Below are 21,652 nucleotides of genomic sequence, written 5' to 3' on the forward strand. Positions count from 1 at the left end.
ACTTCGACGAATTTGTATTATTTATTTCCTTTTTCACTACCTAAAAAGCCCTCCACTTAGCCAGGTCAGCTAATGTAGAGGGCTGCGTGATATTTTTAGTCATAAAAATATGATAAGACAAGGGGTAGATGTGTTCCGGAAGGCGGAGTCTGTCGTCCGCCGGAGGAATTCATCTACCCCTGTCCTTATTACAATTTAATACTCAACAAATATAGGATTTACCTCTACAACACCTTGGCCTGCCCACGGTAAATCAGTCCCCTGGTCCCGTCCACCGTAACGGTAATCCCCGTCTCCAAAATAGAGGCAGCGCCGTCTACTCCGACGATAACCGGAATCCCCAGGTTGATGCCAACAATAGCTGCATGTGAAGTAAGCCCGCCGGCTTCTGTTATCACCGCACCGGCCTTTTCCATAGCAGGGACAAAATCCCTGTCAGTGGCAGCAGTCACCAAAATATCCCCCGAAGCAATAACGCGTTCAGCTTCCTGCGCATTTTTGACAACCCGGACGGTCCCGGTTACTGCCCGGACCCCTATACCGGTCCCCCTGGCAATTACATCACCGACAATATGAACCTTAATCATATTAGTGGTTCCGGGAACCCCGACCGGAATTCCCGCTGTAATTACCACCAGGTCACCACTATGGATAAGACCGGCTTCAAGGGCTCCCCTGGTTGCCGCCTCTATCATTTCATCAGTACTGTCTGTCTCTGTAACCAGTAATGGTGATACTCCCCAGACAATGGTCAGCTTACGCACCACTTCCTTTTTCGGAGTAACCGCGATAACCCTCGCCTGGGGCCGGTATTTGGAAACCATCCGTGCGGTATGGCCAGACTTTGTTGAAGTAATGATTGCCGTGGCTCCCAGATTGAAGGCGGTGGAAGATGTGGCATAACTGATAGCATCTGTCACAGTCCGTCCTGGGGCAATTTCTTTCCGGCCCAGGATTTCCTTAAAACCGAGCGCCCTTTCAGTCCTTACGGCAATCCTGTCCATCATGGCTACTGCCTCCACCGGATACTTGCCGGCTGCAGTCTCACCTGACAGCATCAGGGCATCTGTCCCATCAAATATAGCATTAGCCACATCTGTAGCTTCTGCTCTGGTAGGACGCGGGTTACTTATCATGGAATCTAGCATCTGGGTGGCTGTGATTACCGGTTTTCCCAGCCTGTTGCACCTTTCAATAATCATCTTCTGAATCAGGGGCACCTCTTCAGTAGGGGTTTCCACCCCCAGATCGCCCCTGGCCACCATAATCCCATCGGCAACCTTCAGTATTTCGTCTATATTTTCCACACCCTGGTGGTTTTCAATCTTGGCTATGATCTGGATACAGGACTCATTTTCCTCCAGTACCTTTCTGATTTGAAGGACATCTGAAGCGGTCCTGACAAAGGAAGCGGCAATGAAATCGAAATCATTTACCACGGCAAACCTGATGTCTGCCACATCCTTTTCCGTAACGGCAGGGAGGTTTACTACCTGCCCGGGCAGGTTAATGTTCTTCCGGCTCCCAATCTCGCCGCCGCTGACAATGCGGCAGTGTATTTCCTTCCCCTCTACAGACTCGACCTCAAGCTCTACCAGCCCGTCGGCAATGAGTATTTTCGAGCCCTGGCAGACATCGCCCGGCAGCCCCTGGTAGCTGACAGAAAGCCTCTCCGCAGTACCTTTGATCTCCTCTGTGGTCAGTGTTATTCGCTTACCTTCCTCCAGAGTAATCCTGTCAGCCTCCAAAATACCGGTCCTAACTTCCGGTCCCTTGGTGTCCAGCATTATCCCTACTACCGCATTCAGTTCTCCGGCAGCCTGGCGGATTAAGGCAACATTGGCGGCGTGTTGTTGATGGTTGCCGTGGGAAAAATTCAGCCTGGCAACATTCATTCCTTTGGAAATCATTTCTTTGAGAATCTCCACAGAATCACTTGCCGGGCCAACAGTACATACAATTTTTGTGCGTCTCATGGTAACCACCCCGTTTAAATGGCAAGAATACTTGCCAGTTCATAGACCGACCTGTCAATAGTCTTCTCCTGGCTTAAAGCGTAATCTATATCAAAATCTTTAAGGCTTCCCGATATCATACCCACCATTTTGGCGGTTTCACCTTTGACCAGCAAATCAACAGCCAGCGCGCCCATCCTGCTGGCAATAACCCGGTCAAAAGAGGTGGGGGTTCCCCCCCTTTGAATATGACCCAGGATGGTGACTTTGGTCTCAGAACCGGTCCTTTCCTGAATCAACCTGCCGATTTCTATTCCACTGCCTGCCCCCTCGGCAACAATGATGATACTGTGGAGTTTACCGCGCTGCATGCCCCGCTCAAGCTTTTCGATGATGTCATTAATATTGACACCCATTTCAGGAATCAGGATAGACTCCGCCCCTCCTGCCAGACCTGCTTCAAGAGCAATAAAGCCGGAGTTGCGTCCCATGACCTCAATGACATAAGTCCTCTCATGGGAAGTGGCCGTATCCCTTATCTTGTTGACAGCATCTACTACATTGTTGACAGCGGTATCAAATCCTATAGTATAATCGGTGCAGGGAATGTCATTGTCAATAGTGCCTGGGACTCCGATGAACCTGATACCGTGTTCCCTGCCCAGCGCCTGGGCCCCTCTGAAGGAACCATCCCCACCGATGACGACCAGACCTTCAATCCCCTGACTCCTCAGGTTCCCGGCGGCTTTCGTACGCCCCTCCGGGGTCCGGAAATTCTCCGACCTGGCGGTCCTGAGCATTGTCCCGCCGCGATAGATGATATCTGCCACAGAACTCAGGTTCATTTCCCTGAATTCACCCCGAATCAGGCCGGAATAACCGCGCTGGATTCCGACAACCTCCAGCCCGCTGAAAATGGCTTTTCTTACCACAGCCCTGATAGCAGGGTTCATTCCGGGGGCATCGCCGCCGCTAGTTAAAACACCGATTTTTTTCAATCCTGTAGCCTCCTTAACTAACAGTGGCCATTGAATGTCATCTGTATTCTATCCGGAAATAAATTGTCCTATGCCACGGAATTTCTCGTATCTTTTCTGCAGCATTTCTGCAACAGGCATTTCCTTTAGACTGTCAAGGTTCTTTTTAAGGTTATCCCCCAGCCGGGCAGCTATTTCCTTAGGATTCCGGTGAGCCCCGCCGAGAGGTTCCGGGACAATCTCATCAATTATTCCCAACTCCGCCAGATCATAGGCAGTCATCTTCATAGCCCCAACAGCTTCCTGGGCTCTGGTTGGGTCCTTCCATAATATTGAAGCAAAGGATTCGGGAGAAATCACGGAAAACACCGAGTTTTCCAGCATCATCAGGCGATCACCCACCGCAATGGCCAGGGCGCCCCCACTCCCTCCTTCACCGATTATCGTATTAATTACAGGAACCCTTAGCTGCATCAGGCGGGTCAGGTTAACCGCAATGGCCCTTGCCTGGCCCCGCTCCTCGGCGCCCATACCGCAGTGAGCGCCCGGGGTATCAACAAAGGTGAATACAGGCCGCCCGAATTTCTCAGCCTGCTCCATCAGCCTAAGCGCCTTGCGGTTCCCTTCAGGATTTGGCATACCGAAGTTTCGGGCCAGGTTCTCCTTGGTATCTTTTCCCTTGGCATGGCCGATAACCGTAACCGGCACTCCCCGAAACCTGGCAATTCCGCCAATAACGGCCCTGTCATCACCAAAATAGCGGTCACCGTGCAATTCGATGAACTCCTCAAAAATATGTTTAATATATTCCAGAGTCCCCGGCCTTTCAGGATGCCGGGCAATGGTAACCCGCTGAACTGGGGTAAGCTTGCCAAATATCTCTTTTTTAAGCGCCTCTGCCTTGGCCTGCATTATCTTTATTTCTTCCGCAAGGTCAATTCCCTGTTCACTGCTGAAGTTTTTTAATTCCTCAATTTTGGCCTCCAGCTCGGAAATAGGCTTTTCAAACTCAAGCATAATGCTGGGCATCTGCATTTCCTCCGGTCATATGTAAGTCTAGAATTTTAATCAGAGTATTCCTTAATTCGGCTCTGGGTACTACCATATCTACAAGTCCATGATCCAACATAAATTCTGCCGTCTGGAAGCCCTCAGGCAGTTTTATTTTCATTGTCTGTTCGATTACCCGCGGCCCTGTAAATGCTATTAGCGAGCCGGGTTCGGCAATGATAATATCACCCATGGAGGCAAAGCTGGCCAAAACCCCTCCCGTTGTAGGATCGGTAAGAACAGTTATATACAAAAGCCCGGCTTCATGTAACCTGGCCAGAGCTCCACACGTTTTGGCCATCTGCATCAGGGAAATAACCCCTTCCTGCATTCTGGCCCCACCTGATGCAGTAAACATAATCAGGGGGATATTTTTCTCCATGGCCCGCTCGACTGCCCGGGTGACTTTCTCTCCAACAACAGAACCCATGCTGCCCATGATGAAATTATTGTCCATGACCCCTATCACAACAGGTTTTCCTCCGACAACTGCTTCACCTGTCACAACTGCTTCATTTAATCTGGTAACCTCCACCGCAGCGGCAACTTTAGCCGGGTAATCCTCAAATCCAAGCGGATTGGTGGACAGAAGGCCGGCATCTGTTTCCACAAAGCTGCCCTCATCAACAGTTATCTTAATCCGTTCCCGGGCTCCGACACGGAAGTAGCCCCCGCACTTCCGGCAGGTTTTCAGGCCCTTCTCAAGCTCCTTGGCATAAAGAATTTCATTGCAGTTAGGACATTTCTGCCATAAACCGTCAGGCATATCTTTTTTAACTGTATCAGCATGTACGGTAACATATTTCGGTTTGCGAAAAAGATCCTTAAACATCAGAGACTATGCACCTCATTTCCCTCTGTTAAACTAAGCGCCGGCTGAACAGCCCCCATTACACCCACTAGTACTTTTGGGGTCAGTAATCTTTACCGGCGTTTAATTAACAACAGCCAACCTGCGCCAATGCCAGCATCGTGTACCGGTCATTGGCAGGGTTGACTCACAATGTTTTTTAATCAGTATATGCCGTTTGGTCATCCTACAGCACTGTTAAGAATCTCCATAGCTTCATCTACTTCTGATTCGGGAACAAGTATCTCAACAGCCCCCGTATCGTTCCCATGCGGCAATCCAATAGCACGTAACGTAACTAACAAGCCTTCATTGCTCAACACTCTTTGCAGGTTTTCAGCAACTGATTTATTAGGCGCTATATAGACTACTGTCCACACGTCCAAGCCCCCTATCCGCTACATTCAATGGGATGGAACAATTCTTTCATAGTCCTTCGACTAGTATTATCTATATTCCTTTATTTTTAAACAAATAAAATAGAAAATCCAGAGCAGAACCCTGGACAAATTTATTGCTAAAGACCTGACTCGCACAGGCCGTGTTTAGTCAGTATCTGGGCCTTGCCCCGAATCTTCATGGCCGACGTGTGTTCAGTAAATTGGGCTATCATAACTTCTCCCTTGTCAAGTTTTTCCGTATGATGAAACTTGGTATCCTGCCCTCGCGTCAGACCTATAATATTAACACCGTTTTCCATGGCCTTAATGACAATATATTCACCGACAATCTGTGTTTCCTTCAAATTCCTCACCTCACATCAATTCTCAGGCAAAGTAATGATACCACAATTTGTGGTTCTTTGCAAGAAATCCCTGGCAGCAAACGCCTTAATCCTTAAGACATACAGACTCCTCACCCAGGAGCCGGACCAATTCTGCGAGAGCTCCGGGCCGACCGTCTACCCACCACTCCCTGGTCGTCTTGACGACCTTTTTGTTTGATTCAAAGTATAGTACTACTGGGTTATCTCCCCGATTACGGCGCAAAATTTCCTTTATTCCTGATAACGGGTCCTCTCCATCTCCTTCGGGCACCTTTAGGTAAACGGTTGCCGGATGCCTCTCATCAAGACCGGAAATCTTTTCTGCAATCACCTTGGCCTGCTCATCCCTGGTGTTGAAGTTGATCCTTCCCCTGACAAGTAGAGCCGCATCAGGTTTCAGGAGAAACCGGTTTTCCCTGTATACTCTTGGGAAAATCACCACTTCCACACTGCCAAGCAGGTCTTCCAGGACTAAAAAGACCATGGGTTCCCCCTTCCGGGTGGTAATCTGACGCATCCCTGCCACCATCCCGCCGATAATAACCGGGGTTTCGTCGGCCAACTCTGCAAGCTGTGCCGTATTATGGGAAACCTTTTCCCTGAGAATACCCTCATATTCTTTCAGGGGATGCCCGCTAATATACAGCCCCAGAAGTTCCTTCTCCATTGCCAGCATCTCCCTGGCAGGGAACTCAGGAACATCAGGCAGGGGCTCCGCAGTCTTGTCCAGAACAGGACTGTCCTCTCCCAGATCAAAGAGGGATATCTGACCATTAGCCCTGTCCCTCTGACTTTGCTGGGCGGCATCCATACATCTGTCAGTAGCAGCCATTAGCTGGGCGCGTTTTGCCCCCAGCGAATCCATAGCCCCACATTTAATCAGACTCTCCAAGGTCCGTTTGGTAACGTGACGGTGGTCCACCCGTTCACAGAAATCCTGCAGTGACCCGAACGGCCCGTCCTCTTTGCGGGCGGCAATGATATTCTCAATTGCTGACCGGCCGACATTTTTCACAGCCGCCAGGCCAAACCGGATCTTGTCACCCACAACCGTAAAACTGACCAGGCTTTCATTAACATCGGGTGGAAGGACATCAATCCCTTCCTTACGGCATTCCTCAATATACAGGGCCACCTTGTCACCGGAATCGATAGCTCCGGTGAGCAGCGCTGCCATAAAGGCTACCGGATAATTGGCCTTCAAATAAGCAGTCTGGTATGACACCAGGGCATAAGCGGTACTGTGGCTCTTATTAAAGCCGTAACCGGCAAAGTACTCCATCAGGTCAAAAATCTGTCCGGCAATCTCCGGGGCAATTCCTTTTCCCCTGGCGCCCTCAATAAACTGGCTTCTGAGCCCGGAAATTACTTCGGGTTTCTTTTTACCCATGGCACGCCTCAGCAAATCGGCTTCTCCCATGGTAAAGCCGGCCAGGTCTCCCGCAATCCGCATAACCTGTTCCTGGTACAGAATAACACCATAGGTCTCCCGCAGAATCGGTTCCAATGACGGGTGCAGGTACGTACTCGCGCTCTCGCCGTGTTTGCGCCTGATAAAGTCTTCGACCATCCCGCTCCCCAGAGGACCGGGACGATACAGGGCCACCAGGGCAATGATGTCTTCAAAGACCTCTGGCTTTAACTCCTTAAGAATCGCTCTCATCCCGGAGCTTTCCAGCTGGAAAACCCCGATACTCTCCCCCCTCCCCAGCATCTCAAAGGCAGCCGGGTCATCCATGGGGATGCTGTCAATATCTATCTCCTCACCTAAGGTGTGTTTGATAACTGTCAGGGCATCATCAATTATGGTCAGGGTCTTCAGACCCAACAGATCCATTTTCAGGAGCCCGATTTCTTCCACAGTATCCTTGGGAAACTGTGTTGCCACCAGACCGTCAGTGGCCCTGTACAGGGGCAGATAGGCAGTCAGCGGCTCTTTCCCGATCACCACCCCGGCGGCATGGGTGGAGGCATGCCTGGGCATACCCTCTATAGCCCTGGCCATATCAAGCAGCTTCTTCACACCGGGGTCAATGTCATAAAGCTGACGCAGTTCAGTCCCGTTCTCCAGCGCCCGGTCAAGGGTGATGCCCAGTTCCGCAGGCACCAGCTTGGCCACCCGGTCCACATCGGCATATGGCATATTCAGCGCCCTGCCCACATCCCTGATGGCAGCACGGGCTGCCATGGTACCAAAGGTGATAATCTGGGCCACCCGGTCTTCCCCATAGTGCTCAACCACATAACGGATGACCTGTTCCCGTTTTTCATAACAAAAGTCGATATCGATATCAGGCATGGACACCCGTTCGGGGTTCAGAAACCGCTCGAACAGTAGGTCATATTTAAGTGGGTCAACATTAGTAATCCCCAGAACATAGGCGACCAGGCTCCCGGCAGCGCTGCCGCGCCCCGGACCTACCGGAATTCCGTTCTCCCTGGCAAACCTGACAAAATCCCATACTATCAGGAAATAACCGGGGAACCCCATGTCAGCAATTACCTTAAGCTCATAATCCAGCCTCTCCCTGACTTCCGGCCCGGCCCCGGGATAACGGTCAGCCAGCCCCTTGAGGCACAATTCCTCCAGATAACTTTCCACAGTATGGCCTTGGGGAATCCGGTAATCAGGCAGGTAAGTATGTTCAAAGTCAAGCGCAACATTGCACCTTGCGGCTATTTTCACCGTATTGGCCAGGGCCTCCGGGTATTCTCCGAAAAGCAGGCGCATCTCGGCAGCATCCTTGAAATAGAACTCCTGAGTCCCAAAGTCCATGCGGTCTGTGTCCCCCAAGGTCTTTCCGGTTCCAATACAGAGGAGTACATCCTGGACCTCGGCATCTTCTTTTTTGACATAATGAATATCATTAGTGACCACCAGAGGAATCCCCAGTTCGCGGCTTATCTTAACCAGCTCAGCATTTACCGCCCGCTGACCCTCCAAGCCGTGTTCCTGCATTTCAAGGAAAAAGTTCCCCCTGCCAAATATGTCTTCATACTCCCTGGCTGCTTCCCTGGCCAGGTTAAACTGCGAATTCTTGATTGCGGTGGCAACTTCCCCGCCCAGGCAGGCGCTCAGGGCAATCAGCCCCTGGCCGTGTTTCCTTAGGGCTTCCTTATCGGTCCTGGGCTTATAATAGAAGCCATGGGTATAGGCACAGGAAACTATATTCAGCAGATTGCGGTAGCCTGTCTCGTTTTCAGCCAAAAGGACCAGGTGGTAATTGGCATCATCCTTACCCGCTTCCCGATTCTCCATTGACCTTGGTGCCACATAGACCTCACAGCCAAGGATAGGTTTTATGCCGGCTTTGTGAGCCGCCTTATAGAAATCGATAACCCCAAACATAGCCCCATGGTCGGTAATGGCCAGCGCCGGCATACCCCTTTCAGCGGCAAGGGCAACCAGTTCCCTGATGCGGGCCGCCCCGTCAAGGAGGCTGTATTCGGTGTGTACATGAAGATGAACGAAATCCTGCATAATTATTGGCCTCCATTAAAATCGCCATATCTTGAGAGTAAAATTCCCTGACTTATAATTCGCTCTAAAAAGTATTATTTCCTCTACAGGTTTATGTTTTTGTCTGTTTCCACATACAAATGCCCTCCTATAGTAGTTTTTTATTTTACCATAGGAGGGCTCTTTTGGGTTTATCCGGGATCAGATCTTACTTTTAGTTTAGTGAAGCCCGATTGCCGTACTAATTTTAGAACGGCCAGGGAAGGTCAGGTGTAAGCAGGTCAACGCCGTCTGAAACTGCTTCACCGACCCCGCCGACAAACTCTACCAGGCGGTTCTTGCCGGCATGATCATGTACTATAAGAAGCTTAACCCCTACTTTCAGTTTATCCTGAGGGACAGTTGCACTCCAGTTTTCCGTGCGGTCATTTGTGCCTATCCACGAACCATCTACTCCATAGCTCTGCTGTGATGAAACCCAGATAATAACATTATTGGCATCAAGAAGACCTACTGCAACTCCTCCGGTAAATCCGGACGTCCTGGCATCTGTCCAGGTCCGGGTGGTCACCTGTAAAAATCCTGCACTATTTAGAGTAGCATTGGACTCCATGTGCTGGTCAGAATCATCGTCTATTTTATCATTCCGGTTATGAGCCGTAAGTGGGAAAATATTCTGCCAGGAGGTATCTTCCACCTGTGCAGCCGGCGGGTTTGCAGGCTGTGTTGCTGCCGGAGGGGCAGCAGGCTGGGTTCCGTTGTTGGGCTGGTCCGGTGCAGTTATATCAACTGTATCGGTTTCGGCATTCCAGCCAACTGTCAATCCCAATGCCTCTGCGATGGCCCTGGCAGGAAGAAATGTCCTGCCGCCTTCAATAAACGCAGTGGTATCCATGGTAAATACCTGACCATTAACCTCAAAGGTCTTATCACCGATTTTAAGCCTTACAGACCGGTCGCCAAGGGTAAGTAAAACTGTCTGCGCAGCAGGGTCCCACTGGAGCTCTGCTCCGAAGGCCTCAGCAATCGCCCGTAAGGGCAGCACTGTCCTGTTGTCCTGGTTGATAAACGGCTTGACATCCGCTTCCAGGGGTACGCCGTTAACATTTACGGTAACATATTTCTTTACTGTTACCGTATTTGTATTTGTCACCGTATTCTGCTGGTTAACCTGGTTATTGCTGCCGATATTGCTGTTATTTATGGTGGTATTCCCTGATATGTTAATATTTATGTTCGAGGTATTATCGGTTGTGGTGTTATTGTTGATCGTTGTATTAGTAGTTCCTGCTCCTATATCTCCGGTAACTCCCGGAACAGGACCAATTGTTTCTTCAGCATAGGCCATAACTGCAAAGGAAATAACCAAAGCCAGCGCCAAAACCAGGCTTAGAACCCTCTTCTTTAAAACCTTTTTGTTCAATACCTTCATCTCCCTTTTTCTTCTTACAGCCCGGCACCCGTTTTAACAATCACAGTTTTGTTGGCCTGATCCCATTCCACAGTGGCTCCCAGCGCCTGACTTACAGCCCGGACCGGTATATATGTACGTGAAGATTTAATAACAGCCAGGGTATCCATTGCCTGCACGTTTCCGTCCACTTCGATAACCTGTTGTCCGATAGGAACCCGGACAACTCTCTGCCCCTGGCTGAGAGCGGCAATTCTTTCCCTAGGGTCCCACTGGACCGCTGCACCCAACTTTTCGGCTATGGCCCGGAACGGGACCATTACCCGGTTGTTCTTATTGATAAATGGCGGGGCATCACCGGGATTCATCTGCTCACCATTGACAACAATCTTCACATACTCGACAGCCGTGCTGGCCGAATTATAGTTGGCCACTGTAGTTGTCTGGTTAACCTGGTTGTTGCTGGCAATATTGCTGTTGGTAATTGTGCTGTCACTTATATTTACCGTTGTATTAGCCTCATTTGTTATATCTGTTTCATTTATGATTGTTTCAGAGTTATCCTCATAGATATTTGTTACCGGAGCCGGCTGGTCGGTAGTGCCGTATACTTGGTTGGAATAACCTGAAGTGCCGGCACTGTTGTATGCTGCAACCCGGAAGTAGTAAGTCCGCTCAGGAGAAAGTTCGTCACTGGTAAAATAGGTTTCATCTGGTCCAACCTCCCCCACCTGGCTCCAGTTACTGCTGCCGGTCCTCCGTTCGACCGTGAAACCTGTTTCATTAGATGAGTTGTCACTCCATTCTATGGTTATTTCAGTGGAAGTAGTTGCCCCGATTATTAAATCAGATGGTGCGGCAGGTACAACAATTAGAGGCCCACGGATAAGTGAATCGTCAATTATTATAGGGTTATCAATTATAGGGTTATCAATTATAGGATTATCAATTATTAATGAGGGATCCTCGATGATTGGATCATACTTTATAGGAAAGGTAAGAGCCGCTGATACAGGTGTGAAAAAGAACATATTACATAACATTATGCCTGAAACCAGTAATGTACAAAGAGACATCTGTCTCTGTTTCATCATCACACCCCCTTTCCGAACAGTTTTCTACAGAAAAAACAAATCTGCACTTAAAGTCATTGTACTATTTTGATAAGTATAAATGCTATCAAGATATTGCGATTGTTTTTGTGGATATTGCTGTGTTTTTATGAATATTGGGTATTGTTTTTGTAATAATTACTGTGTTCTCCCCGCCAGGCGCGTATGCTGACAGGAATGCATATTTACCGCCCACATTTTACATTATATGTTTAAGGTTATATTTCTAAAGAAAACTTAGAGGAGGATTGAAGATGCCAGAATACATTGTGCAAGTGAACCAGGATAACAGTATTGACATTCCGCCGGCAGTAAGGGACAGGCTCGCCCTGGAACCAGGGGACAAGATTGTGATGAGATTCGATAATGCGGCAGAACACGTGGTAATGGGAAAACTTCCTATGGAAGCGGCTGAAAAGGCTCGGGAACTGGAGGGAAGGCAGGGAAAAACAATAAAAATAAGCCCGTAATCCGGGTTATCGGGGGTGTGCCCCCTTTGAACAAGAAAATTGACACCGAAGATAACTTTTTCGGAGTCAGTTTTCTTGTTTTTCAGTCAATGTAAAGGAAATATTGCCAGCCTGACGAACAGATAGATTATAGAAACCTTGGGGGGCTATCACATGTCATCTGTTCAGAAAAAAAACTGTTTGAAATGGGAGAACTCAAAATTGTATCCGGTTATTTCACCTGAAGGAGAACTTCTTGGTCACGGCCGCCTTGTTGATGACCGTTATATCAGGCTATTCAATCACCTGATGTCAACAGGCCGGCCCCCCAGACCAGTTAAAAAGCCCATTGAACTCTCAATATACCCGGTGCTTGCTGAAGATGGCCGGGTTGTGGGGGAAGTACCTCTGATCAACAGGAGTTATATCCTGGCAAACAGGTTTACGGTGAGCCATTATATTAATTATGAGGTGGAAGGCGAGATAACCTGATTTTCTACCTCGGCTGATTCCCCATAGATCTTATTGTATGCTATATCCCAGCGTTTTCTGGTTAGCACTTCAGTTTTGGGTTCATCCTGTTCATAATAATATATTGCATAAATATCCCCCGTATCCTGATTCATAAACATCCTGGCTGTTGCTTCATCAATGTTTTCACCGACAACCCAGTACAGGACCCGGTATCCCTTAACAACATCAAGCATATGAACACGGAGGACCTGTTTATAGAGACTGAGTATACTTTCCTGGTTTTTCATCAACTCAAACCACTTTTTTGTCACCGACCGCCTTACCGTATTCCCACAACTGTCGGGAATCTCAAGCTGAATCCTTTCCCCAAACAGGGTATCCCAGATTCCTACCGAAAAATGCATACATATCCCTCCCTATGTTAACTTTAAGTCAGCATAGCACTTCACCATATCTTTATTACGCTAATGCGTACTATTTTAAGTCGGTGAGCCGCTATAAGAAAATAACAACCCCTTTTTTCGCCATGAATAAAGGGGTAATTCGCTTGAGCGGCAACCTGGCAGTCCTAGTGAAAAATCACCTTAGACCCATGGCTTTGCGTCCCCGGCTTTCGCTGGGTTTGCCAAAATATTAACTTGTTTCTTATTTCTCCTTAATTCTCATTTCAACATTAATTCTCATTTTCCTGCCAAACGGCTCAAAATACGGTTTTCAGGGGTTAAAATGCGGTTTTTAGGGGTTAAAATGCAGCAAGTAACAAGTGAATACTGCCGCGAATATAATGTGTTGAGTGAAGGGCTGAAAGGGGGCTAATAATATGAATAAAATCGATGGCTATAAGAAATTCATTGTTGCCCTGCTTACCTTGATAGTACTAACATTGCATACATTCTTCGGTAAAAACCTTAATCTGGACGTAAATGCAGCAGCTGATGCAATAATTGGCGCAGTAAGTGTAGGGTATATGATCGCCCAGGCAGTTCATGACATATTTAAGGAGAAATCAAAGATTCATATGCTTACAGGAAAATAAAGAAGAGGGGGTTCAACCCCCCTCTTTTCCCTTAGAATTTAGCAGCGGTTCTAATTTAGCAGCTAATTCGTCTTCCCCTAATCCGGAAACGTCAATACTGAGGACGATCAGTCCGACCTGCTTCAGCACCTTTTCAACAAAATCATCTTTTTCAATTTTGGCATCCTTTTGAGCGGAATCATCCAGCTGAATTACTGCCAGCGGCTCCAAGCTGTCTGCCTTACAGACTGCGAAGTCGACATACCTGTAATTAATCCGGTTCCAGAAGCTCAACCAGTTATCGGTACCCCTTGGTATCTCCACCAGACTGGGAAGCCCGACCCGGGGAAATACAGTGCATTGATACCTGGCTGATATGTTCTTTAGTTTAATGTAAGCATCCCTTTCCACATCACTTAACAGGCTGTCACGTATTTCATAAACATCTTCATCTGTATTCCCTTCCTGGGCTATAGTATTCGCCCGGTTATTAATTTTGACCAGATAAACTGTTGCTGCCAGTACCACCAGCAGTAAAACATACCCTGCCATACAGTCCCTCCTAATAATAATAAAATTTAAATTCCTATTTGATTAAAACCATTAGCCCATTCCAGAGACATCATATAAAATCGGGGGATCTCTTTTTCATCCAGGTCTATCCGGGATGCAAAATAAGAAAACCTCTCCCAGTCACCCTTTTCATATGATACAGTCAGTTCAAAAATCTCCCTGTAGCGATGCTGTTCACCCAACAAGGCTTTTTTAATATCGTCAGAGACCGGAAGTTCAGCTAAAATTTTTGCCATCGGCCTGCCAATAAGGGCATCAATCATGGAGAACATGCCAACCAGAAACATATCCGAACTCCGGTCCGCTAAACCGCATTTCTGTCCGATCAATTCGCCAAACCGAGCCCTGATAATTGAACTGGTCAGTATTTCATTAGGTTTATCTTCGACCATGCCTTTTAATGCAATTAATGACAGCCATTTTTTAATTTCCCGTATCCCAAGCATCACCAGAGCATGCTTAATCGAAGTTATTTTACTTCTGAAACCAAAGGCGGCTGAATTAATGTACCTGAGCAGCTTATAGGACAAGGAAACGTCACGTCTCATAATATTGTCTATTCTGTCAAAATCCAGGTCCGGCCTGTTAATCTCCTGCAGCAGTTGAAGATAGTTCATCTTGTTGGCTGGGATATCCTTCCCGGATATGATTACCGGTTTGCTGAAAAAGTACCCCTGAAAATATGTAAATCCAATTTCCAAAGCCTGTTCAAAATCCCTGATGGTTTCAACTTTTTCCGCCAGAAATTCCACCTTTCTGTCCCCGCACTTACGTATCAGGTTCTTCCGTTCCTGAGGCGGGGTCCCCAGAAAATCAATCTTAATAATATCCACAATATCCATAAGTGGTTCATAAATGGAATCACACACAAAATCGTCCAGAACCAGCATGTATCCCAGTTCTTTAAGCCTTTTGCATGCCGCCACAATCTCTTTGTTTCTCCTGACGTGTTCCAAAATCTCAACAGCTATCAGGTTGTTGGGCAGATTCGCGGCGACCTCATTTTTCAGCAGGTTCTCGGTAAAATTGATAAATGCCCTCTTACCACCTGTAAGTGACTCCAACCCAAAAAGCAGGAAACTGTTGGCGATAACCTCTGAGGTCGCATGGTCTCCATCGGGATCGTTATAAAAGTTGTCTGTTCCCATGCGATATAGAAGTTCATAGGCAAATACCTGCTGCTGCCTATTAAATATCGGCTGCCGGGCTACGAATACATCCATAGTTTTCCCCTCCTGGATGCTTTTCTTGCCATATTCTTATTTAATTCTACATCAGACTACAATTTTCCTTCTCTGTTAAGTTACTACAACTGTTAACAATTTATTTCCCGGCAGTACCACATTCTTGTTAAAATCAGTTTTTCCTGATATGATAACTTTAGGTATAGTTATCCACAAATCTAAACTATGATTCCACATAATAATTTTTTTTGGAGGATTGCTAAAATGAAAACAAATGAGCTGGACTCTCCACAAAATCAAACTGTTGAAATCCGCGCCTTTAATTTCCTGAAAAAATTTTTTGATGAACGCGGTTGGTCCTTCCCCCATTACCTTAAACTTGACAAAGAATGCTCTGCAAAGGAACTGGCCCAAACCCTGGAGCTTCCGGCTGAAATGATTGAAGCTGTCTTTATCAACGGAAAAGCCTATCAGCCTGAGGAAGGAGTGGTAAAACCAGGGGACCGGGTAGCCTTTATCCCGCCCGGGACTCCCGGACCTTACAGGGTGCTCCTGGGCATAAAAAAGCTGCCCAATAATTAAAGTGCTCCAGACAGCGCCGTTACTCTTTAACCTCGGCCAGCCAAATTTCATTCATTAAATGGGCAAGTACGCGAAGTGTGCCGTCATAATGCCCAAGAATCTGCTGGTATTTCGGGTGAAATGTCAGATTGCGCAGATGACGGAAATCATGCAGTATTTCTCTCTGCTGCCCGGATACCAATCCCTTCGAATAGAGATAATTAATTTTATCTCTTAACACCGGATAACTGCCTTTTCTTTTTACCCGCGCCCCCCCGAAAACCTCATACTTTTCCGATATTAACGCCTCCAGGCTCTTTAAGGCTTGTTCCACAGCAACAGTGCAGAATGGGTAATATAGGTATCCATAAGCAAACAGAGCCTTGGCAATTTCAAATATATTCTTAATGTGTAAAGGAATATTGGAATGAAGTTCAATATCACTTACTGCCCTGATAAAATCTTTTTCAGTGGTCCTGGTCACGACTCCTGTGACAAAATCGATATTCTCCATTAATTTGCATATCTCATCAGGCTCAAAATAGTTGTTCACACTGACCCTGGAAAAACAGGAACCCACACTGTCAGCAAGCAACTGCCACCATTTCTCATCCCAGTACTTATGGGCATTGGCAGAAGTAGAAGGGGCGACAAAAATCCTTGTGGTCCCAACAGTTATGGTTTGAAAGCCGTAATCAATATCACGTTTTCCGCAAAAACTCTTAGCAGCCTTTTTTCCGTTAAAACATAGTATTTGCGGGTTATATTTTTTTATTTTATTTATGAGTTCATCACGGTTAAAATTGTAATCTGTAAGCCCTATCCCGTACAAACTTACATCCCTGTAACACCCCGGATCTATCCTGAATGGGGTCAGGCAGGTCCGGTGCAGAATGTCCCAGAACTTATTCCCCGGACCACTGAAATAGTTGTCGTCTGTTGAGATTGTTTCACCCATAACATTGGCACAAAATAATATCTTCATGTTGTCTTTAAGGACATCAGGCAACACTGGTATCCGCTCCCGTATCCGCGCAAAATATAATTTCATGTTCTATCCTGCCCCACAGTCGGCAACAATAAACTTGCTAACCCATGCAATTACTGATACTCTTAAGGAAAATCTATGCAAATGGAGGCTGAGAAAAATGATTATAGAATTCCTGGGGCATGCCTGTTTTATGCTGAAGACAGAAAAAACAGCTATGATTATTGACCCCTACCTGAGAGACAATCCCCAGGCTTCCGCAAAGCCTGATGATATCAGGACAGACTGGGTCCTGGTAACCCACGGGCACAGCGACCATCTGGGCGATGCTGTAGAAATCGCCCGGAATAATGATGCCACTGTTGTTACGATCACCGAGGTGGCCCGTTATTGTGAACAAAGGGGGGCCAAAACTCATGCTATGTATATCGGAGGCAAATACAACTTTGGAGAGTTCACCATAAAAATGACCCTCGCCCTTCATGGCAGCTCAATAGGCGTCAATCCTATTGAATACCTTGGTCAGCCCTGTGGTTTCCTAATTTTCATTGAAGGCAGGACGATTTATTATTCAGGAGACACCGGCCTTTTTGGGGATATGGAACTAATCGGAAGGCTGCATCCCATCGACCTCGCAATACTGCCGATTGGAGACAATTACACGATGGGTCCTGAAGATGCCCTGGAAGCGGTTAAACTTTTGCAGCCAAAACAGGTCATCCCGGCCCATTATAATACCTGGGATATAATCTCTCAGGACCCTGAAAAATTTAAAGCTGCGGTTGATCTGGAAACCAAAGTACCTGTTACAATTCTGCATCCAGGGGATTCGTTACGGTATTAATCAAATATTCAAGAAAAAAAGATAAGCCAAGAGTAATGGTACTATACTCCTGGCTTTATTATTTATTTGCTCTGATACATATTTACATCGAAGAAGATGAAGATAACAAAGCCTTGCAATCATTACACAGACCATAAAATTCCATCCGATGGTTTTTCACATCAAAACCGGTTGTTTCTCTAACTAGCTTATCAAGTCCCTCATAAACAGGAATTTTAACATTAAAAAGCTGATGGCACTTTTCACAGTAAAAGTGGTAGTGATTTTCCGCATGACCGTCGTAACGACTGTATGTACTGCCATAGTTTAATTCCAGAATATGTCCCGAGTCCCTGAGCACATTCAAATTACGGTATACCGTTCCCAGACTGATATCAGGAACTAATTTTCTGGCCTGTTCATAAACCCAGTCGGCTGACGGATGGCAGTCGGCGTTTCGCAGAATGTCCAAAATTACCTTTTTCTGCTTAGTCATCCTCGTTGCTTTGCTCACTTTCTTCTCTCCCTCCTAATGTTACCATATTCATTGTTTTCGGAATTTTCTAAAAATTTAAATAGCAATAACTGTAGCAATAACTCTGCTTATATAACTCGATATTAGTATAACTTTTTTTGGTAAATCAGTCAACCTGTTCTCCCCTGTTTTTTTGGCTAATTTATATGTTTATGGCGATTGTTTTATTAAATGTATATTTATGGCGAAAATTTAGCCGAAACCCTTTCATAGACTTTTTCGTACTGCTGAATAATTGTTTCCATCCGGAAAGCCTCCCGGGCATGTTTTTGGGCGTTTTCAGACATTTCACCCCACCTGGTCGCACTGCCAAGGAGTTCAACTGCTTTCACAGCCATAAGTTCGGCCTCACCCACCGGAAGCATAAATCCGGTAACACCCTCTTTAATTACTTCCGGCAGTCCCCCCGCCATAGAAGCAATAACCGGCACCCCGCAGGCCATGGCTTCAAGAGCTGCCAGGCCAAAGCTCTCTTTTTCCGAAGGCAGCAGGCAGATATCGGATATCGACAACAGTTCTACGACCCGCTGTTGTTTTCCCAGGAAATGAACCCTGTCGTTGAGTCTAAGGGCCGCCACCTGCTGATGGACAGCCTGCGCTTCTGGACCGTCTCCGACCATCAGCAGCCTGCTGGGTATTTTTCTGTTAATATGGTCAAATACATTAATGACATCTTTAAGTCTCTTAACCGGTCTAAAATTGGATATATGAATAAGAACTTTTTCTCCTGCACCGGAATACTTCTGTTTCAGTCTTGGTACAGCAGCCCTTTTGTATTCTTCCGGATCGATAAAGTTGTAGATAACCTCAATTTCTTTTGAAATCTTAAATAGGTCTATTGTCTCAGTTCTTAGGGAAGAGGACACCGCAGTAACGGCATCACTTTCCTCAATACTCATCCTGGTGATATCAAAAAACTGGGGTTCATGCCCCACGACTGTAATATCGGTGCCATGCAGTGTTGTTACAACTGGCAGATACTTATCTGTAACCAGCTTTCTCGCCAACAGGGCGCTGACCGCATGGGGGATGGCATAATGGACATGGACCACATCAAGGTTAGCCCACCTGGCGGCCTCACCGATTTTGCTGGCTAAGGCAATCATATATGGCGGAAATTTAAAAAGAGGATAGTCGAGGACCTCTACCTCATGATAGAAAATATTCTGATGGAACATGTCCAGCCTGAAAGGACGGTCATAGGATATGAAGTGAATTTCATGGCCCTTCTGGGCAAGCGCCTTCCCCAACTCGGTGGCCACTACCCCGCTGCCCCCATATGTAGGATAACATACGATTCCTATCCGCATTTTATCTCCCCCAAACTTCTAACGGGTCTGCCACCGGAACCGGGGTCCGGACAAGAAAGGCCTCTCCGTATGCGGCCCCTATCTGTGAACCCTGAAATCTGTCCCTGCTTTCGATAAACTGAAGAGGCGCCTTAACTCCCAGCACTGCCAGCGGCTTCAATCCGGCATCACCGAACTGTGAATAATGTGCATTGACAGCTTCCTGTTTTCTGGGATAATGTTCGGAGATATCAACAATAAAGGAGAAGCCCTCCATTCTGTTCAGAAAATAATAAAGTATTATGTTTGGCCTGAAAGCCTCCAGTTCCGGTTCCAGTTTCCTCAGTCCGGCCTTGAAGTGTGCTTCTGTAACCAGGCGGCTTGTATTTACATGGTCGGGATGACGGTCATCCCAATAAGGCGCAATAATAACCTTTGGTCTGTAAGTCCTGATAACCCTGGCAACCTTCATGACATTTTCATGATCTGCGGTAACACTCCCATCAGGCATTCCCAGGTTTATCCTCCATACCGCACCCAGTATTTCCGCTGCCTTCCGGGCCTCCTCCAGCCTCACATCAGGAGTCCCTCTTGTGCCCATTTCCCCTCTGGTCAGGTCTGCTATGCCTACCCGGTAACCCAGCGCTGCTTCTTTTGCCAGGAGGCCTCCGGCCCCAATCTCAACATCATCGGGATGAGCCCCAAAAGCAATTATATCAACATTTTCCCGTGTTGTTTCCATAATCATGCCTCCTGCTGTAAAAATCCGAGCTCACTTGAGCAACTATACACTTATTCTCATTTAAGCATTTGTGTTCTCATTATTTTGTCCAGATGTGCCAGGGTATTGCATTCAAACATACGACAGTACCGCCCGAAAACAGAAACACTCGGGGTATCCGGCCACATTCTGCGGGGGAGGGTGTTCAGCCAGACAATATCCTTTACCTTTTTCTTCAGGACACTCAGCCGGTATGCCGCTTTTTCAGCATTTAAAGTCTTGGTATCACTTACCACTATCACAAAGGTCTGCTTATGCAGTATCTCACCATGTTTTTCGGATATTACCGTAAGCGCTTTTTCGAAATCTGTCCCTTTTCCCCAACTTTCACTAAGGTTAATTATTTCTGACATCATTTCTGCAAAAGGCCTCTTCTGTTCAAATTTCCCGGTGATATTTTCAACATCCTCAGAAAAAATAAAACTTTCAATTTCCTCCACAGCAGTGGAGAGGCCAAACATAAACTGCAGCACAAACCCTGCATATTTGGCCATAGATCCGGAAACATCACATATTAACAGTATTTTGGGTTTTTGAACTCTCCTGCTCCTGTACTTAAGCCGGAACATTGTCCCGCCATAGCGGATATTATGCCTGATTGTCCTCCTCAGGTCAAGTTGCTGCCTTTTATTGCTTCTGTGGTAACGCCTGGCAATCCTTGTCGCCAGTCGGCGGGAAAGCTTATTTATCAGTACTGTGGCAGCAGGCATATCTGTTTCGGTTAATTTCTGAATATCCTGGTACATCAAATGTTCTTCATCCCGAATATTCTCTACTACCTCCCGGAGCACTTCATCAATTTCTGCTTCTCCCGTATACTCTACTTCAGGCGGTCCATCACCCTGAAGCTTGAGGTAGTGCCGCCAATAATTGAGCGAACTCCTAACCATGTTTGCAATTAGCTGTTCCGGGTTATTCACCGGATTGCTCTGAAACTGCTTCTGCAGGTAATCCCGCAGCTTGTTTCTGTTCTGTTCCGGCAGTTTTGCATATATTCCCTTTTCCTCTTCAGTCAGCGGAACCATTACTTCCCTGCTGTCATTCCCCTCGGGGTCCTCCACCTCGTATTTCAATTCATCTTCGACAGCTCTGATTTCCTGAGCTTCCTGTTCCTGGATCTCCTGGTTCCTGGCAGTCCTGTCAGACCGCTCTTCAGGAGTGATGAAAAATGACCGGAACGCCTGGTCCAGGATTACCCTGTCCTCGGAAGACTTGGCCAGGGTGGCCATAAGGGCAGTCCTTACCTGGCTGCGGTCAAGGATATCCACCTCTGTCAGGGCATTAATGGCATCAACAGCCTCAGCCGAACTTATTCTGAGCCCAAGGTGGCGGAGTATATGAATAAACCTGGTAAAATTGATTTCAAATGTATCATATAATGGGGTACTACTCTCCATCA

Annotated in this window: 22 protein-coding genes and 1 riboswitch; of the genes, 5 read left to right on the forward strand and 17 right to left on the reverse strand. The window is 47.0% G+C overall.

Going from position 1 to position 21,652, the window contains the following annotated elements; genetic code table 11:
- Positions 1-224 precede the first annotated feature (224 nt).
- From pyk to Ga0451573_RS16280, 9 genes are all read right to left on the reverse strand, one after another.
- Positions 225-1,976 carry a pyruvate kinase gene (gene pyk / locus Ga0451573_RS16240; protein ID WP_231685208.1) on the reverse strand — a complete coding sequence of 584 codons (1,752 nt, stop codon included), beginning with the start codon at positions 1,974-1,976 and terminating at the stop codon, positions 225-227.
- A gap of 14 nt (positions 1,977-1,990) precedes the next feature.
- Positions 1,991-2,953, reverse strand: a complete 963-nt coding sequence (pfkA, locus tag Ga0451573_RS16245; RefSeq protein ID WP_231685209.1) for a 6-phosphofructokinase — start codon at positions 2,951-2,953, stop codon at positions 1,991-1,993.
- A 48-nt stretch (positions 2,954-3,001) separates the two neighbouring features.
- A complete protein-coding gene (locus tag Ga0451573_RS16250) occupies positions 3,002-3,961 on the reverse strand; it encodes an acetyl-CoA carboxylase carboxyltransferase subunit alpha (RefSeq protein ID WP_231685210.1) in 960 nt (319 codons plus the stop codon).
- Positions 3,942-4,814, reverse strand: a complete 873-nt coding sequence (accD, locus tag Ga0451573_RS16255) for an acetyl-CoA carboxylase, carboxyltransferase subunit beta (protein ID WP_231685211.1) — start codon at positions 4,812-4,814, stop codon at positions 3,942-3,944. Before accD ends, Ga0451573_RS16250 begins: the two co-directional genes overlap by 20 nt.
- A 200-nt stretch (positions 4,815-5,014) precedes the next feature.
- Positions 5,015-5,212: a glutamate decarboxylase gene (locus Ga0451573_RS16260; protein ID WP_231685212.1), complete on the reverse strand. Its 198-nt coding sequence runs from the start codon at positions 5,210-5,212 to the stop codon at positions 5,015-5,017.
- A 137-nt stretch (positions 5,213-5,349) separates the two neighbouring features.
- Positions 5,350-5,577 carry a trp RNA-binding attenuation protein MtrB gene (gene mtrB, locus Ga0451573_RS16265; protein ID WP_269438353.1) on the reverse strand — a complete coding sequence of 76 codons (228 nt, stop codon included), beginning with the start codon at positions 5,575-5,577 and terminating at the stop codon, positions 5,350-5,352.
- Between the two features lie 85 nt (positions 5,578-5,662).
- A complete protein-coding gene (locus Ga0451573_RS16270) occupies positions 5,663-9,079 on the reverse strand; it encodes a DNA polymerase III subunit alpha (protein ID WP_231685213.1) in 3,417 nt (1,138 codons plus the stop codon).
- Between the two features lie 226 nt (positions 9,080-9,305).
- On the reverse strand, positions 9,306-10,481 hold the full coding sequence (locus tag Ga0451573_RS16275; RefSeq protein WP_231685214.1) for a copper amine oxidase N-terminal domain-containing protein: 1,176 nt from the start codon (positions 10,479-10,481) through the stop codon (positions 9,306-9,308).
- A gap of 23 nt (positions 10,482-10,504) precedes the next feature.
- A complete protein-coding gene (locus Ga0451573_RS16280; RefSeq protein WP_231685215.1) occupies positions 10,505-11,563 on the reverse strand; it encodes a stalk domain-containing protein in 1,059 nt (352 codons plus the stop codon).
- A 272-nt stretch (positions 11,564-11,835) separates the two neighbouring features.
- Here Ga0451573_RS16280 and Ga0451573_RS16285 point away from each other — a divergent pair, with 272 nt between their 5' ends.
- Both Ga0451573_RS16285 and Ga0451573_RS16290 read left to right on the forward strand, forming a co-directional pair.
- Complete coding sequence (locus Ga0451573_RS16285; RefSeq protein ID WP_231685216.1) at positions 11,836-12,051, forward strand: hypothetical protein; 216 nt, start codon at positions 11,836-11,838, stop codon at positions 12,049-12,051.
- Between the two features lie 153 nt (positions 12,052-12,204).
- Positions 12,205-12,522, forward strand: coding sequence for a hypothetical protein (locus Ga0451573_RS16290; protein WP_231685217.1), 318 nt, complete (start codon positions 12,205-12,207; stop codon positions 12,520-12,522).
- Here the strand turns inward: Ga0451573_RS16290 and Ga0451573_RS16295 are convergent.
- Positions 12,495-12,908: a hypothetical protein gene (locus tag Ga0451573_RS16295; RefSeq protein WP_231685218.1), complete on the reverse strand. Its 414-nt coding sequence runs from the start codon at positions 12,906-12,908 to the stop codon at positions 12,495-12,497. The genes Ga0451573_RS16290 and Ga0451573_RS16295 overlap by 28 nt on opposite strands.
- 146 nt (positions 12,909-13,054) lie before the next feature.
- Positions 13,055-13,141: riboswitch (cyclic di-GMP riboswitch) on the reverse strand.
- Between the two features lie 183 nt (positions 13,142-13,324).
- Between Ga0451573_RS16295 and Ga0451573_RS16300 the strand changes: the two genes are divergently transcribed.
- A complete protein-coding gene (locus Ga0451573_RS16300) occupies positions 13,325-13,540 on the forward strand; it encodes a hypothetical protein (RefSeq protein WP_231685219.1) in 216 nt (71 codons plus the stop codon).
- Between the two features lie 12 nt (positions 13,541-13,552).
- Here Ga0451573_RS16300 and Ga0451573_RS16305 read toward each other — a convergent pair whose 3' ends face one another.
- Positions 13,553-14,071 (reverse strand): DUF2726 domain-containing protein, encoded by a 519-nt coding sequence (locus Ga0451573_RS16305; protein ID WP_231685220.1) that lies wholly within the window; start codon positions 14,069-14,071, stop codon positions 13,553-13,555.
- A gap of 26 nt (positions 14,072-14,097) precedes the next feature.
- Positions 14,098-15,315 carry an EAL and HDOD domain-containing protein gene (locus Ga0451573_RS16310; RefSeq protein ID WP_231685221.1) on the reverse strand — a complete coding sequence of 406 codons (1,218 nt, stop codon included), beginning with the start codon at positions 15,313-15,315 and terminating at the stop codon, positions 14,098-14,100.
- A gap of 225 nt (positions 15,316-15,540) precedes the next feature.
- On the opposite strand from Ga0451573_RS16310, the gene Ga0451573_RS16315 reads away from it, so the two are divergent.
- Positions 15,541-15,858, forward strand: a complete 318-nt coding sequence (locus Ga0451573_RS16315) for a MoaD/ThiS family protein (RefSeq protein ID WP_231685222.1) — start codon at positions 15,541-15,543, stop codon at positions 15,856-15,858.
- A gap of 19 nt (positions 15,859-15,877) precedes the next feature.
- On the opposite strand, the gene Ga0451573_RS16320 is transcribed toward Ga0451573_RS16315, so the two are convergent.
- On the reverse strand, positions 15,878-16,888 hold the full coding sequence (locus Ga0451573_RS16320; RefSeq protein ID WP_231685223.1) for a mismatch-specific DNA-glycosylase: 1,011 nt from the start codon (positions 16,886-16,888) through the stop codon (positions 15,878-15,880).
- A 97-nt stretch (positions 16,889-16,985) separates the two neighbouring features.
- Between Ga0451573_RS16320 and Ga0451573_RS16325 the strand changes: the two genes are divergently transcribed.
- On the forward strand, positions 16,986-17,669 hold the full coding sequence (locus Ga0451573_RS16325; RefSeq protein ID WP_231685224.1) for a metal-dependent hydrolase: 684 nt from the start codon (positions 16,986-16,988) through the stop codon (positions 17,667-17,669).
- Positions 17,670-17,751: 82 nt separating this feature from the next.
- Here Ga0451573_RS16325 and Ga0451573_RS16330 read toward each other — a convergent pair whose 3' ends face one another.
- The 4 genes from Ga0451573_RS16330 to Ga0451573_RS16345 all read right to left on the reverse strand — a co-directional run bounded on the left by Ga0451573_RS16330 (position 17,752) and on the right by Ga0451573_RS16345 (position 21,650).
- Positions 17,752-18,162, reverse strand: coding sequence for a Fur family transcriptional regulator (locus Ga0451573_RS16330; protein ID WP_231685225.1), 411 nt, complete (start codon positions 18,160-18,162; stop codon positions 17,752-17,754).
- 200 nt (positions 18,163-18,362) lie between these two features.
- Positions 18,363-19,493, reverse strand: coding sequence for an N-acetyl-alpha-D-glucosaminyl L-malate synthase BshA (bshA, locus tag Ga0451573_RS16335; RefSeq protein ID WP_231685226.1), 1,131 nt, complete (start codon positions 19,491-19,493; stop codon positions 18,363-18,365).
- 1 nt (position 19,494) lies between these two features.
- Complete coding sequence (gene bshB1 / locus Ga0451573_RS16340) at positions 19,495-20,214, reverse strand: bacillithiol biosynthesis deacetylase BshB1 (RefSeq protein WP_231685227.1); 720 nt, start codon at positions 20,212-20,214, stop codon at positions 19,495-19,497.
- Between the two features lie 56 nt (positions 20,215-20,270).
- Positions 20,271-21,650 carry a vWA domain-containing protein gene (locus Ga0451573_RS16345; RefSeq protein ID WP_231685228.1) on the reverse strand — a complete coding sequence of 460 codons (1,380 nt, stop codon included), beginning with the start codon at positions 21,648-21,650 and terminating at the stop codon, positions 20,271-20,273.
- Between the last annotated feature and the right edge of the window lie 2 nt (positions 21,651-21,652).

The organism is Phosphitispora fastidiosa (genome assembly GCF_019008365.1).
Lineage (GTDB): Bacteria > Bacillota > Thermincolia > Thermincolales > UBA2595 > Phosphitispora > Phosphitispora fastidiosa.